Source organism: Pseudomonas sp. 51_B, from assembly GCF_017491595.1.
Classification (GTDB): Bacteria; Pseudomonadota; Gammaproteobacteria; order Pseudomonadales; family Pseudomonadaceae; genus Aquipseudomonas; species Aquipseudomonas promysalinigenes.
In genome coordinates, this window is sequence record NZ_JAFGYW010000002.1 from 423,595 (window position 1) to 438,447 (window position 14,853).

10 protein-coding genes are annotated in these 14,853 nt (G+C 54.4%); all 10 read right to left on the reverse strand.

Annotated elements, in window-relative coordinates; translation table 11 throughout:
- Window positions 1-3: 3 nt before the first annotated feature.
- Window positions 4-2,274 (reverse strand): hypothetical protein, encoded by a 2,271-nt coding sequence (locus J5M56_RS05020; protein WP_207870089.1) that lies wholly within the window; start codon window positions 2,272-2,274, stop codon window positions 4-6.
- Window positions 2,275-2,291: 17 nt separating this feature from the next.
- Window positions 2,292-4,796 carry a type VI secretion system tip protein VgrG gene (gene vgrG / locus J5M56_RS05025; RefSeq protein WP_207870091.1) on the reverse strand — a complete coding sequence of 835 codons (2,505 nt, stop codon included), beginning with the start codon at window positions 4,794-4,796 and terminating at the stop codon, window positions 2,292-2,294.
- A gap of 2 nt (window positions 4,797-4,798) precedes the next feature.
- The gene (gene tssH, locus J5M56_RS05030) at window positions 4,799-7,453 is read right to left on the reverse strand and encodes a type VI secretion system ATPase TssH (protein WP_207870100.1); all 2,655 of its coding nucleotides are present in this window, start codon (window positions 7,451-7,453) and stop codon (window positions 4,799-4,801) included.
- 150 nt (window positions 7,454-7,603) lie between these two features.
- Complete coding sequence (locus J5M56_RS05035) at window positions 7,604-8,107, reverse strand: Hcp family type VI secretion system effector (protein ID WP_186477191.1); 504 nt, start codon at window positions 8,105-8,107, stop codon at window positions 7,604-7,606.
- Window positions 8,108-8,123: 16 nt separating this feature from the next.
- The gene (locus tag J5M56_RS26705) at window positions 8,124-8,852 is read right to left on the reverse strand and encodes an OmpA family protein (protein WP_243430504.1); all 729 of its coding nucleotides are present in this window, start codon (window positions 8,850-8,852) and stop codon (window positions 8,124-8,126) included.
- 1,007 nt (window positions 8,853-9,859) lie between these two features.
- On the reverse strand, window positions 9,860-10,540 hold the full coding sequence (gene tssL, locus J5M56_RS05045; protein WP_207870102.1) for a type VI secretion system protein TssL, short form: 681 nt from the start codon (window positions 10,538-10,540) through the stop codon (window positions 9,860-9,862).
- Window positions 10,537-11,892 (reverse strand): type VI secretion system baseplate subunit TssK, encoded by a 1,356-nt coding sequence (tssK, locus tag J5M56_RS05050; RefSeq protein ID WP_207870106.1) that lies wholly within the window; start codon window positions 11,890-11,892, stop codon window positions 10,537-10,539. The genes tssL and tssK overlap by 4 nt, the downstream gene beginning before the upstream one ends.
- Window positions 11,893-11,915: 23 nt before the next feature.
- Window positions 11,916-13,454 (reverse strand): type VI secretion system contractile sheath large subunit, encoded by a 1,539-nt coding sequence (gene tssC, locus J5M56_RS05055; protein WP_186477187.1) that lies wholly within the window; start codon window positions 13,452-13,454, stop codon window positions 11,916-11,918.
- A 33-nt stretch (window positions 13,455-13,487) separates the two neighbouring features.
- Window positions 13,488-13,991 carry a type VI secretion system contractile sheath small subunit gene (gene tssB / locus J5M56_RS05060; protein ID WP_207870109.1) on the reverse strand — a complete coding sequence of 168 codons (504 nt, stop codon included), beginning with the start codon at window positions 13,989-13,991 and terminating at the stop codon, window positions 13,488-13,490.
- A gap of 517 nt (window positions 13,992-14,508) precedes the next feature.
- Window positions 14,509-14,778 (reverse strand): hypothetical protein, encoded by a 270-nt coding sequence (locus J5M56_RS05065; RefSeq protein WP_207870111.1) that lies wholly within the window; start codon window positions 14,776-14,778, stop codon window positions 14,509-14,511.
- Window positions 14,779-14,853: the final 75 nt, after the last annotated feature.

Genomic DNA, 14,853 nt, shown 5'->3' on the forward strand with positions numbered 1-14,853 from the left:
CAATCAAACAATATCCGCACCACAAGGACCAAACTTGCAGCGTCGCGGGTAATTCGGATTACGACCAACGCTTAGCTTATAATAGACCGTATCATTCATAGCGAGCGCGTAACCAGAGGAACTGAACTCCTTCAAGCGATCATAAATAATGGCCAATTCGCTTCGCTTATATTTTATTTCATAGAATTCTCCATCTCGATCCTTCCCTAACTTAAGAAAGTCTATCAAGCTTCGCTCATGCCGATCGACGGCGTCCAACTCATCGTATCCCCCCTCTGATGGGCCAATCCCATCCGCACTAACACGAGACAATACTTTACGCCACTCTGGTTTACACTGAATACTTCTAAGCACACAAAGCACCGCCTCTTTTCGTTCGCCGTAGCGATCGAGAAACCCCATGTTTCCTGGATCCATACTATCCCACTTACCATGACGCGTTAGCAGGTAAAGCAATATACCCTTAGCTTCAGGTGTGTAGCGCAACAGATCTAACTGCCGGGTGATAACATTTTTAGCTAACTGATTCCGTCGCTTCGAAGCATTAATACTCCTCTTCGTCTCACCAGCCAATTCGTCAACCTGCTTTGTGAAATCATCTGTAATTCTTTCAATCGCATCTTTTGCGAATGAGTAATACTCATATACATTAGCTTCAACGACCTCCATTTGCATAACACAACACTTCGTATACACATCAAATGCGACCTTATCCATAACTCTAAAAAAACCATAACTCCTTTCATTCAGTTGATAAATCAACCAATCACCAAACTCCAAAAAGGCATTACCATTCACCTCACAAATAAAGCCACCTTTGGCACCCGCACCTTTGCATAGAGAGGCTGCAAAATGAAAACAAAACTTCCCATTAATAAAAGTGCAATGAAAACTTAAGCCGGCACCCACCCCCGCCAACCCTGCAATACTGGGTCCTATTTTACAAAAATCGACGTACTTTCCAGTAGTCTCCAATATGCCGCCATTTGTTTCCCCTGCCGCTGTCGGCTTCAACCATTGCAGTGATCCCGTCAGTGCTCCTTCCGCCCTCGCACCCGCAAAAGCTTCTGCCGAAAGTTTTATCCCTTCATCTTCACTGCTCATCTGCTTATGAAAATCGTAAGCTTTGCTTTTTCTTTCACTGAAAGGTCTCAAACGACCAGGTTGGCCCATGACGGTTTGCTGGTCACCACTCCTGACCACCTGGAATTGAGCCTCCACCTGAAGCGTCGCTCCAATAAATGCGGCCAAGCGAACGTTCAAACTTAGGCGAATCATCCCTAAATCAAACGGGACCTCGTTCTCATCAGAGGCATTAACTGCAAGCCTCCATCCGATGCGATCCGGGGCGTAAAATGAAAAGGACGCTATGCCGGCAGCCGCAGTTAAGCTGCCGCCCCCCTCTGCTTTGATGGAGAATTGTTGCGTACGTGGATCAATTTCAACATTAGCGCCGAAATTGGAAACAAAGCGCATAAACTGTGCTCCGCCCTCAAAATCAATATGATCCCCCCACGTTGCCTCACCTTGTGCGGCAGCGTTCCAGCTATCTGCCCAGTCAAAAAGTGAACAATCCATATTCAGCGCCTCAGGATCAAAACCAAGGCCTGCCCATTTAACAACATCCTTTAGATCAAATTTTATTTTTGGCCAATCCAATCCGGCAAGTTGCCTCTTAAGCTTCTTGTCGTCTATGCGTCGAATTTTTCCATCACTGCGTCGCTCAAAGATACTTTCAGCGCCGCCTTTTTTGTCACCACTTTTCAACGACACAGTATGGAGTTTTCTCCCCTCCTTGCCTTTACTGTAGTAACCTTTTTTTACATAAACTACAGGCGCTCGTTTTTCACCAGCTTTTCTTTTAGCAGACTGACCACTAACAGGAATAAGCTCCACAACGTCATCATATTTCATGTCCTGGGTAGAAAACTCACCAATTTTTTCTTTTAACTTTTCTCGCTTCAATTCCAAATTTTCCTCAGCTCGCACTACAGCGTCATGAAATGACGCATCAGGCGCTGCTGTGGTTTCTGCAGCAATTCCATATTTTTCAATTGCAGCGGAGTAATTAATTTTTTCCTGGTGAAAATCAGTTACGCACTGCTGCATTTCCTTCCAATGCGCTTCAAACTCTGCAGCCTCACTGTCAGCAATAAAAACCAACTCTTCGGTTTCCGGACAAAAATAACACTGTATCGATTGATGATGAGCCACTACAACGGGTTTATTTTTGCAAACCCTGCCCTCTGCTACTGGGATATCCGCTCCGCCCATTTCCTATCACTCCGAAGTTACTCAAAGAATAACTTTATGCTTTGAAGATCCATTCCATAGTGGGATTGTGTATAACCATTCCCATCTGTCACGCCTCTCAGCACGCTGCCATCGGCAGCTTCAATTCGATACCGTACGTAAGGTTTTGGCTTGTCACTGACTTTATCTCTAACTTGAAAGCCACCTTGCATGGGATTGCTGTAAACAGGATCTTCCAGAATCATCGGTGCCAGGGCCTTCTCCAATGAGGCAGTGCCTCCCCAAGCGATATTGTCATTCTTGATATGCAGTTCACCCGGGGCACCGATCTCAACAGATCCGTCTTTTATCTTGATATAGGCACCTCTGCTAACCAGAGTGATGCCGTGTTGGGCATTGAGCACGATCTCGCCATTGCTGCTATTTAAAGCAAGTTCCTTGTCTGCTTGTAGCGTCATCGCATCGCTTTGTGCCTGAATGTCCACAGGGCCACGAGCCGCAATTAATTTGAGCCCTAACTTTTGGGCGAACAGACTGATTGCCTCACCTGCGGCCACGCTAAAACGTTTGAATAAGCTGAAGTCAGCACTATCACCAGCCGTAGCTGTAATAGAGTTTTCTGCCGATAGTTGGATGTTTGCAGGTGTAACCATAGCTATCCCGGCAGGTGCCGAGGCAAGGAGTCCCGCATCTTTGAGCCGCGCCAAAGCCTCACGTAGGCTCTGTTGGGCCTGATTATCAGCTGGTAATGCTCCCGACACAGCTGCGCTTTGCGCCAGTGCGTTCACCAATGCCAGAGCGTTATTGAGCTGAGCCAACGCTGCTCCCATCTCCAGCATTGTCCCTTGGGCTTGAGGCTGAGCATCAGCACTAATGAAAATGCCACTGCCACCACGGATCGCGGCATGCCCATCGGTGCGCAGTTCCGCGCCCTCCCCGCGAGGCCGGCGCTCGGCATCGACCAGATGCCCGAGATTTAGTTGAGTCTTGCCACTGTGCTCGGTGCTGAGCTTGACGTGCTCCTGCCCGCGGGTGTCATCCATGCGCAACTTGTTGTTGGCCGGCGTTCGCAGCACATTGCGTTTGTAGTTACGCAGCGTCACGTGGTCGGGATGTTCACTGTCGTGCAAGGCATGGGCGATGTAGGGCCGGTCTGGATCACCTTGCTCGAACGCCACCGCCACTTCAGTACCGCAGATCAGCGGCAGGTGCAGGCCATGGGTGTCACCGGCGTAGGGGCGTGCCAGTCGTAGCCAGACACTCTCCTCGCCCGCTCGCCAGGTGTCCCGGTCGAACAGGAAGTTGACCCGGTAGCGCCCCTCCATATCGATATGGCCGTAAGGATCATTCTGCTGAGTACTGGTGACCCGCGCCGGCACCGTGCCAGCGATCTGCGGCTTGTCCAACAATGTCGGTCGAAAGCATATCGCCTCCGAGTATGGAATCGCGTCAAACACAACTTCCAAACTACGGTCGCGTGCCGCCTCAACGGTCAGATGCGTGATGACGACCCCAGGCTCGAAAACCAGAGGCGCCCCATCGAAGACCGTCAACACTTGGCCCGGAGCCAGGGTCACGCTGCTGCTGATGCCGTTGCAACGTGTCTGATCATTGAGAAAGCGTTCATGATTCAGGCGGGCATAAAAGTAGCCACTTTCGCTGAGCAGCTCCTCGTCCTGGTCAATGGCGTCACCCAGCGCGGTATAGGGTTCGCCGTAGTGATAGCCTTCGCCGTAAGTGGGGGTTGCCCCCCGGCTGTGATCCACCTCGCCGTCCAGAAAGGCAGCCGCATCCCGGTGGTGGTAGGCACGCACATTGATATGTTGCTCCACCACTTGATGCTGAACCTGCAATGCCCATACGCCTTCCTGCCCGTTACTGCTCAATCCCGACAGGGGGCGATGCGGCAGTTTTACGCCGAACTGGTAATGACGTTGATGGTCATGAAACTCGACCACATCAATGGACAGGCGATCATCGTGGGTGAAGCGATACCAGATGCCGACCTCCGCCAGCAGACGGCTGATGAAGGCGAGATCGCTCTCCCCGTACTGCATGACCTGCTCGCGCTTGGGGTATTCGCGTAGCTGGTCAAACGAAAAGTGCTGCCCTTCGAACCGGTGGCGACTACGCAAGATGCTTTCGACGATTTCCGGTACCGACTGATGTTGGTAGATCCGGTACTGCTTGCCACGCCCGAGCAATGCTAGCCGCGCTTCGAGCGTTACCTCGTAGCGGGCTTCATCCCTGGAGCCGGACACGCGCTTGAACCCCGTAATGACGCCGTGCAGTGTGCGTGCTCCCCCCTGCGGGATCGGAAGCTGCGCGGTCAGTCGTGAAGCGCCCAGATGGAAGCTGGCATCCTTCCCAAGGATCTGCGCAGCGTCGATATCCTGCTCCATGGAGGTAAACGCAACGGTGTACTTGAACGGTTGGCTCAGCCACTCCTCGCCTTGGAACGAAAGCACGTCGAGTTCAACGGCAAGCCCCTCGACTTCAAGCTGGTAATGATTATGGATGGAGCCAACTATCGGAGTTGCCATGTTCAGGCCCTCTCGACAGCCAGCAGCGCTGGATCGTGTTCATCCGAAAAGCTCAAGCTGATCCCAGCATCTTCGCAATACCCAAGCGTCACGGATTGAATCGGCTGGCCAAGGGCCTGACGCTGCAGCATCTGCTGGCTGAGCACCGGCAGAATCTGCTGGTTCAGCAAGCTATCGATGTTGCGGGCACCGGTATCCGGCAGAAGGCAGGCGGCGACCAGCGCTTCATAAAGCGAGTCCTCGATTTCACATTGCAGGCCGTAATGCCGTAACAGGCGCCTGGCGACTTGATCGAGCTTGATCGCAACAATGCGCTTGAGCGCATCAGCTCCCAGTGGCCGGAAGATCAACGTCTGGAAACGCGCCAGCAACGCAGGCTGGAAATGCTCGCGTAACACTGGGCGCAACAGTTCATGCAGTGTCGCTTGCGAAGCGTCTGGCTGCTGCTCGATACAGCCTTGCAGCAGGTCACTGCCCAGGTTAGAAGTCATGAGGATGACGGTGTTGCGAAAATCGATCTCCCTGCCTTCGCCATCGCGCATAAAGCCGCGGTCGAACACCTGATAGAACAGGTTGACCACATCGCGGTGGGCCTTCTCGACTTCATCCAGCAACACGACGCTATACGGGCGTTGACGCACGGCCTCGGTGAGTACACCCCCCTGGCCGTAACCCACATAACCAGGCGGAGAGCCCTTGAGTTGGCTGACGGTGTGCGCCTCCTGATACTCGGACATGTTCAGCGTGATCAACGACTTTTCGCCACCGAACAGAGTATGGGCCAATGCATGCGCCGTCTCCGTCTTGCCGATGCCGCTGGTGCCCACCAACAGGAAGACGCCCATCGGAGCCTTGTCGTCGGTGAGGCCCGTTCGAGCGGCACGTAGCCGTTGGGCGAGTGCAAGCAGGGCTGGCTCTTGACCCACTACACGCTCGGCCAACTGATTTTCCAGGTTCAACAAGCTTGCCTGTTCGTCCTTCAGCAAGTTGCCAAGAGGTACGCCCGTCCAGTCCGCGATCACCTCAGCCACACTGCGGGCACCTACGTCGAGCGACAAAAGTGGTCGGCTCCCCTGCACGTGGCTGAGGTCTTGATGAAGCTGAGTACAGGCGGCTGTGTCGACCTGCTCGGCCTGACGAGCATTGAGCAGCTGGAGGGTGACGTCGAGCTCTTGCTGGTACTGCAGCTCCAACGTGGACTGCTGACTATCAAGTTGAGCCAGTTGCGCCTTGATCTTCTCAAGACGAGGCTCACATGCATCGCCGGTAAGCTGGGCATCCTCTTCGAGCGCCAGTCGCTCTGCGGTCAGCGCCGCCTGCTGAGACTTCAGAAGGACAAGAGCATGAGGCTCGCAATCCAAACTCATGCGAACACGCGCGCATGCAGTGTCAATCAGGTCTACGGCTTTATCGGGCAAACGACGCCCAGTCAGAAAGCGCCTGGACAAACTGACGGCTGCCTGCACTGCGGCGTCCTGAACGTGGACGCCGTGGTAGCTGGCATAGCGGGCCTTGAGCCCTCGGAGCATCAAGCAAGCAGTGGCATCATCCGGCTCATCGACCTTGATCATCTGGAAGCGCCGTTCGAGCGCCGCATCGCGCTCGAAGTACTGTTTGTATTCACTCCAGGTCGTGGCAGCGATGGTGCGCAGCTCCCCACGCGCCAAGGCGGGCTTCAACAGATTCGCGGCATCTGCTGCCCCTGCCTGGTTGCCAGCGCCGATCAAGGTATGTGCTTCGTCAATGAACAACAGCACCGGTGTCTCTGATCGCTGCACGGCATCGATGACGTTTTTCAGCCGTTGCTCGAACTCGCCTTTGACCCCAGCACCTGCCTGCAGCAACCCCAAATCCAGCGTTCGGATGCTCACCGGTTTCAAACTATCAGGGACGTCTGCGTTGGCGATGCGTAGAGCAAGCCCTTCGACCAAGGCTGTTTTTCCAACGCCTGGGTCGCCCACCAGAATAGGGTTGTTCTTGCGCCGACGGCTCAGTACATCGACCACTTGGCGAATTTCATCGTCACGGCCGAACACCGGATCAATCTGCCCCGCTGCTGCCTTGGCGGTGACGTCATGGCTAAACTGGTCCAAGAGAGCGACCAACGCTTCGTCATCCCTCAAGGCGACTGCTGCCTTGGCCTCTCCGGACACCTGGGGCTTGAACAGTGATGAATGCTCCGGTTGACCTTCTTCCGAATCGAATTCAAGCAGCGCTTCCATTTGCTTCAATTGCGTTGGACCGATGCTCGATAGAGGCCAAGCGGCTGAACACTTGAGCAAGCTTGGTGTTTCAAATAATGCACCCAGCAAGTGAACAGATCGCAATTGCTCACAGTCGCGATCCAGCGATGCCAGAAGCCAGGCATTTGTGATCAGTTGCTGCAGCTCGCGGCTCAGTTGAGGTTTGCTGAATAGGTTGCGCGGCAAAGTATCGAAGTGTTCAAGCACCCCCTGCCACAGGGCGTCGACGTCCCAGTCGTATCGGCGGGCGATTATCACCAGATCACCTTCACCCTGTTCAAAGAGCTTTAACAGCCAATGTTCAATAGTGATATGACTGTGCCCTCGAACCTGGCAAAGAGATGCCGCCGCCGTGAGTGCTTGAGTGCAATATGAATTGAGGCGGCGAAGCAAGCGAGTAGGATCGTGTGCCATACAGGGCATCCTTGTCGTCAATGGTCAACGTGGCGCCACGCATTCGACCGTGTCTGTATATCGGAGGTGTATTTGGCTGAACGCCCGCGCACGGACGCTCAACCCAAGACACTGGAAGACCGTCAGCCGGCCAAGGCTGACGACCACGTATCATCCAGCGGCGGCAGCACTAGGTCGTTCATTCCACGAATCCGAATGAATGATGTTTCCGTCCTTGTATGCCCACGTAATCCTTTCGTATCGCAGCTCGACCAATTCCAGATGGTTGTGTTTTTCTTTCGCTGGGTCTTTGACGTCATGCATTTTTAGTTCGACTGTCACGACCTTGACGTTTTCTAACGTTAGGTTGAAATACTCAACTTCCTGCCCGGCATCGTTGATTTTGTACCATTTGAACTCGGCCTCTTTCAGCGTCTGCCCAGTCGCCACAGCCTTGTAGAGGTAAGTACTGGACGCGTCTAACTCCTTAGTGAAAATAAAAGGTGTATGAATACGTGTGCCGGTTAACTTGCCAGTATTGTTATCTGTAGGAATGTAGAGTTTGTGATCCTGGGCGACCACCTCAATGCTGCCTTCGCGATCTTGTACGTTGACAGAGCCTTTGATATCAGCACCGCCATCGTCTTTCAGCCACAGATAAATAGGAATAGCCATTTACAAGTTCCTCATTTCAACTATTGGGCGTCGCAGAGTGCGACAGGGGTTGCAGCCCTGAGGCCGTAGCCGAGGGCTGACAAGCCCCCACCTCCGGTACCAGGCGAATTTCAACTCGGCGATTGGCCGACCGTCCTTGTTGCGTGTCATTGCTTGCAATGGGCTCAGCCGCCCCCAAGCCCTGTACTGCGAAGCAGTTGCCGGGGATGTCACCCATGCGTTGGATCCAGTCATGCACCGCCGCCGCACGTGCTCGCGACAAGCGCAGATTCTGTTCGTCGCTACCTGTGGCATCGGTATGGCCCGTGATCACGATCAACCAGCCTGGCTTGGCCTTGATGCCCGCCAACGCATTCACCAGGAACTTGGTCGACGCTGGCTTGAGTTGTGCGCTGCCACTGTTGAATAGCGACAGGCTGTCCAGGCGAATGGTACGAGGCTTGTCGGGTATACCCTGAGGCAATGTCGGGATACGGTGGCCGTCGATCGCAGCCAACAATGGCAGTCGCAGTCTTTCGCCCTGATACAGCCCGATACCCAGTGACCACGGCTCGCCTTGGCGATAGTAGTGATCCAGGCGCTGCGCATCCTGGCGAAGCGCAAGCAGTGCCTCCTGGCGTAGCGAGATTCTGTCCGTTTCAGTACTCAGCGAAGCAGTGCTATAGCGTCGCAAGTCATCGGTAACCTGCCGTATCAGCAGTGTGTTCTGCCGGGCAGAGCTGATCAGTGCGATGGAGGCTGTCAATGCAAACAACCAAATTCCAATCAGCACTGCCCGGCTTCGCCGATTGTTCAGAGCCCTACCGGGCAACAAGTGGAGCAAAGGGTCCGGAAACGGTAACGGCCCAGTTCTACGATCAGCTCCACTGCAAATGAGAGCGAGCCCGGTACGCTCCTGCAACCAACGGTGCCACAGGTTGCCTTCTCGAGATCGGCCTGCCTCAGGTATGAGTGCAACCGCAACGGCGACAGCCGTTACCATCCTCTGACGGGGACCGCGTACGCTTATTCCCGGCGAGCACACCTCATTCAGCCAACCCACTGCAGCATTCAACTGCACCGTCGCTCGCATCCGCGCGGCTTCTTCCCCCTGATCCGTGTTCCTTCGCTGCCATTCGGAGAGAATCAGGCACTCCCCCGAATCTCGCACTCGCACACCCGACTCATCAGGCTCCCAACTGAACCAGGGGGTAACTCCGCTTGCGCTGTGGAAATAGCCCACAATCAGCAGCGACAGCGGTGTGCCTCGCCTTCCCAACATCGCAATCTGGTTGCATACGCTGCGCAGCTGGTTCGTTAGCACTGCGCGATCAGTGTGGGCTTTCGGATTTACAACCCACATCACACTAAGCTGCCCGTCCCACTCTGGACGCTCCAACAACAGATCAGCGACCGTTATGGGCAACTGCAGAAGGTCGGGTACTGGTACATAGCACCCCTGCGCTGTTGCCCGCAGCATCAATGGCTCAGTAGGCGAGGTTTCAAACAGCTCAGCCAGGCAATCGCCGACCACCAGAACAACGGGATGACGGTAGGACGCGACAGGGAGGGTGATACCACTAACCCGCTGCATCTGTGTACTTTTATCGCCAGCATGCTGGCTGCGGCGCCAGTGCATCATCATCACGGCAACAACCACCAGAACAGCTACTGCCTGCCCCTCGATAGCCAACGGCAACGTGGCAATCAGCAGCAAGGACAAAGCGCCGGCCCATAGCCAAAGCCCTTGCTTCTGTATCTGTGGCACGACGCTCATTCGTGCACCCGCAAAAGTGAGGCCACTGCCTGACCTAGCGCATGATCTAGCCACCACCAAGCGCCCACCAGCAGGACTGCCGCCAGCACGACGTGGAGCAAAGGCGACTGTAACCACCCCCACATCGGTATCCGTGGGCCATTGCCTACCTGGATGACCAGCGACTGGCTTGTATCCAGAGGCGCCACCTGTGCGGATATTGCAGCCAACAACTGCTGCCGCTCCGGGTGATTGACCTCTCGGTAGCGCCCCAGGAAGCCAAGCATCAGCACCCGCTGGAAGACAGTGAGCACGTAAGGGTGCACGGAGGCTTCACGCAGCACAGTGCGCATATCTTCGTAGAGCGACTCACCTGCTTGATGGCTACTGAAAAACTTTGCCTGCAGTGTTTCCATCGCCCAGTCCTCATGAGCCCGACCTTCGGCGCAAGCGAGAACCGTTTCATCCAGCAATGCACATTGCGCATGACTGATCAGGTCGATGCTACGACCATCCAGCCCATCCTCATGAAGCGTGTCGCGCACATGCTCTACATCAGCAACGCAGCGTGACCAAAGCTGCGGACTACTGTGCGCGTCGGTACCGTGTCGCAGTTCGACGACCAGCAGATAGGTGTCCTGCAGCAACGCGTCGATATCCACCTTGGCTGGAATGCTCTTCTGTGCCGTACGGTTCATGAGCGAAGCACCGCGAACAGTTCGAGCTTGACCTCCTGAAACACACTCGGGACATAGAGCGCACAGACCCCGTCGGCCAACATGGCGCGGCCTTTTTCATGACTGAGGTCGAGGGCAAAGTACTGATTCTCCAGGCGTAGCGGTATCGCTGCCGGGACGTGACTCAAAGGCTTCAGAGGAACGCCATCGAGGGCCGCATTGACAAGATGGTCCACATCGTCAGGGGAGCCAATCTTGCACAGTCGAGGAAACTGGCTCTGTACTTGAACTGCTGGAAGCCGGCAGCGAACAGATAGGTAGAAATCAGCCCCTTCAGGTTCGAGCAGGCGTGGGTCGCCGAGGGGAACCTGCCAACGGTTGGCACTACGCGCCTCCAGCACCAGCGCCAGAACGCGCGACGGCAGGCTTGCCTCCAGCAACGTGGAAAGGGTGCGCATCAATGGAGGGAAAACGGCCTCAAGATCTTCATGCTGGTAGGCAGGGATATCCTCGATGCCCTGGTCCAACGAGAAGGTGAGCAGGCCACCTGCGAGCTTTATCAACTGCTGATATACCTGCTCCGGGTGCCGCGCAGGATAAGCTTTAAGGTCAGCCAACACAGGCTGATAGGTATTCAACGAATGGAGTAACCAGAACAACGTGACATCCGCTACAGCAAAATCCGCCATGCGCTGATTGCTCTCCCGGCGCATCCCCATCAGCCGCTCACGTTTGGCGGACAGCTGCGTCAGCAAGTTTTCGAGTTGCAGTAGCAACCCAGCATGCGCATCAAACCTCAGCAGGGGCGGAATGTAGCTTTCATCGAGATCCCAGCTTTCTGCGCCGACGCGCACCAAGCGAGCCACCGGGCACGTGAGGTAATCTGAGTTATCGTCAGCATCCAGACGCAGGCTCAACGCATGTTCGAGCACGCTGATTGACTGCATTTCGTCTGAGTAGAGATCTTGAGTATCTCGCCAGACTTGGCGGTACCTGACGGGGCGCTCAGCTCTGCCGTCTTCGAACAGGCAGTTGTTGCCATTGGCCTGTTCAAGCGGCAAAGCGAGCACCACCGTGGCGGTTTGGATATCACCGGGCAATACCCGAGACAGCTCAAGAGCACCAGGAAGTCGATCCAACCGATCCGTGTCAATCAAAGTCCCATCGGGGAAGCACAACTTAAGCCGGGTGGCCATAAATTTGCCCAACTGCAGTGCATCCGCATCAAACGCTACACACTGGACACCCCAAGGATGGACCAAGACCCGCGAGGCAATACTTTGATTAGTCCAGGACTCGAAGCGGGCCTGCTGCTGAAACTGCTGGGCAGATAACACCACGCCCGACGCCCACAAAGGCCGGTCGATTTTCACGTCATGTACTCCTGAGGCCGCACTTAAGATTTGGCTTTTGGCATCTGCGAAACCAATGACAAGTTGATGTCCATGCCCTCAACCTGGAAATGCGGCACAGCAAACAACTTGACCCTGAAGAAGCCTGGATTGTCGTCAATGTCTTCGACAACCACTTTTGCTTCCCTCAATGGGTGAGAGGCCTGCAGGTCATCTCCTGGATCGGTCATTTCGGTGACCAGGCCGCTTATCCACCTATTGAGCTCCAACTCCAACAGGCGACGGTCTTTGGTTGTACCGATGTTCTCGCGCTGAATCAGCTTCAAATAGTGCGCAATGCGAGAAAGCAGAAACACATAGGGCAACCGCGCGTTGATGCGACTATTCGCCGTGGCCTCTGCAGTATCATAAATAGCGGGCTTGTGGGCCGAATTGGCCGAGAAGAAGCAGGCGTAATCACGATTCTTATAATAGGAGAGCGGAATCAAGCCCAAATTGGCGAACTCGAATTCGCGTGTTTCTGGAATCATCACTTCCGAGGGAATCTTGACTTGACTGCCTGTCCCCATGTCGTACAAATGGATCGGCAGGTTTGTGACCGCTCCTCCTGACTGCGGACCTCGAATTTGTACACACCAACCATTGGCGATAAAGCTTTTAACCATGTTCGCCGCGAACGCGAATGTCGAGCTTACCCACAAATATTTGCTATGGTCCGGCCCCTTGACGCGCTCTACATAATTGAACAGCCGAACCGGATTGGTGTCAGGCCCGTAAGGTAGACGACCCAGGGTGCTTGGCATTGTTGCGCCCACATAACGAGCGTCATCGCTCTGAGCGAACGCGTGCCATTTGATGTACTCCGCACGATCCATGTAGTTGCCGATATCCTTGATAGCAGCCACTTCCTCCATGGTGTTCTTCCCGAAGAACGCAGCACCCACTGAGCACAAGAAAGGCATATGGGCTGCGGCAGCCACCTTCGAAATATTCCGCAACAGCGCTATGTCTTGCGGCCCGCGCCCAAACTCGTAGTTCGAAACCGCCGCCGCGATGGGCTCACCGCCGGGCGTGTCGTACTCCTGGGTATAGGTATGCAGATACATACCGCTTTGAGCGATCTCCGGTGCGTCCTCAAAGTCCTGCGCTAAATCCTGCTTACTGATATCCAGCAGCTCGACCCGGACGTTTTGACGAAAATCCGTCTGATCGATCAACGACTTCGCTCCACGCCAGATGGATTCGACCCGCTGGAAATCCGGGTGATGCATGACTGCGTCCAACTGACTGCTGATCTGGGCATCAATCAAGGCAATGTGTTCATCCAGCAGCGCTCTATCCAGCCGCTCCACCTTCGGAGAGACACGCTTGAGCCGATCGAGGAAAACGCTGACAGATGCAGTAACGCGCTCATTAGGCGTCGCATCCGATAGCGCCTCGACACTTTGGAACGCTTCAATGCCTCCCATTTGATCAAGTGGCTCAAGATTTATTCTTTCGAACAGCGCATGATAAACGCTCTGGCTTTCTTCCACCTGCACGATGGCGCCACGCGATTGCGCAGAAGATTGTTCTTCGGACATTATTAGCTTCCCGTCAATCGATTGGATGGATTTCTAGCGATCGTTTTGAGGTGGCAGGGCCGCCAGTTCCTCACGCAGCTCGTCACTCAGCACTTCGTCTTTGAGTATCCGCTCCAGCTCTATACGGAACGTTGCGTTATCCAACAAGTTGGCCTTCAACTCGCGCAGTAAATTCCGCATAGCCAACAGTGCACGCAGTTGCGGCATCTGCCGCGCAACCTGCTCTGGCTCGAAGTCCTTCATGCGCTTGAAGTTCAGCTCGACCGGCGCCTCACTTCCGCCCCCCGATAGCGTATCTTCAACGATTAGCTTGAGACTCGGAGAAAGCTCTGACAGCACACTGTCAAAATTATTCTTGTTGATATTTACCTTCGGACGCTCTGACAGCGGGCGTTGCTCTTTGCCGTTGCTATAGTCCCCCATCAGCAGTAGCTTGAGCGGAAGCTCCACCTTACGCTGAGCGCCACCCGTATGCAGGTCCAGTTTGATATTGACGCGTGCCTTGGGCACTTCATTCTGAAAGCTATTTGAAGCCATGATTCCCCCCAAACCAGTACCCGACATAGATGCCCCGAGTCAAGTTCATGCACCTGATAAAACAGGACTCAACTCAGCAATGACGCCTCGACTTCCGGCATCCCGAAATATTTCCTTAGTAAATTTGAACGACTTTTATGTGTTCCGCCACCCCTCAAGGAAAACTAGGAAACGTCCTACAAAAGCTGGCTTTGGAGTGAAGGAACCGGACTTTTTTGCTGTCAGACCAACCGCGCTTTTTCACAAAATACCAATGACCGCAACCGACAGCGCATTGATCTAGATCAATACACGCCCAAGTCGATAAAAAATGCCACAGATGCACAAACTCTACGTGAAATCCATACAACCTAAAAATTTCGGAAGCATCCTACAATAAAAACCAGAAACATTTAGTTTGATTACAGCCCAATGGTACGCATTCACTATCTCAATCTTGATTTCCCTCTGCGCTATTCACGCTGGCAACTCCAAGAATTTTAGAAAAGTTCTGTAGGGATAATTACCCGTGTTCTATTCAGCCGCCCAGCAAAAAGGGGACGGCAGCCAGCAAGTCACGCGCGGGAAAGAGGGACAACGAGCGGTAGCGAAACAGTGAAAAGGCAACGATCCAAGCGCTGGTAATCCTCGCCAGAAACTCGCCCACGCGGCGTTCGCCCTGATGAAAAACCATAGCGAACGCATCAGCAAAGGTGCCAAACCGTCTTGCTGAAAATCTGGAATCTCCCAGCGGGCCTGCGCCGACTTTGAGCTGAGCGCCGGCGCCCTTCCCCGCTAAATGCGTCACAACGGCCGATGCACCTCCTGGCACCCGAAGGTGTCAGGCAGGCATTTCACCGCTACAATGCCGCCCTAAACCGTG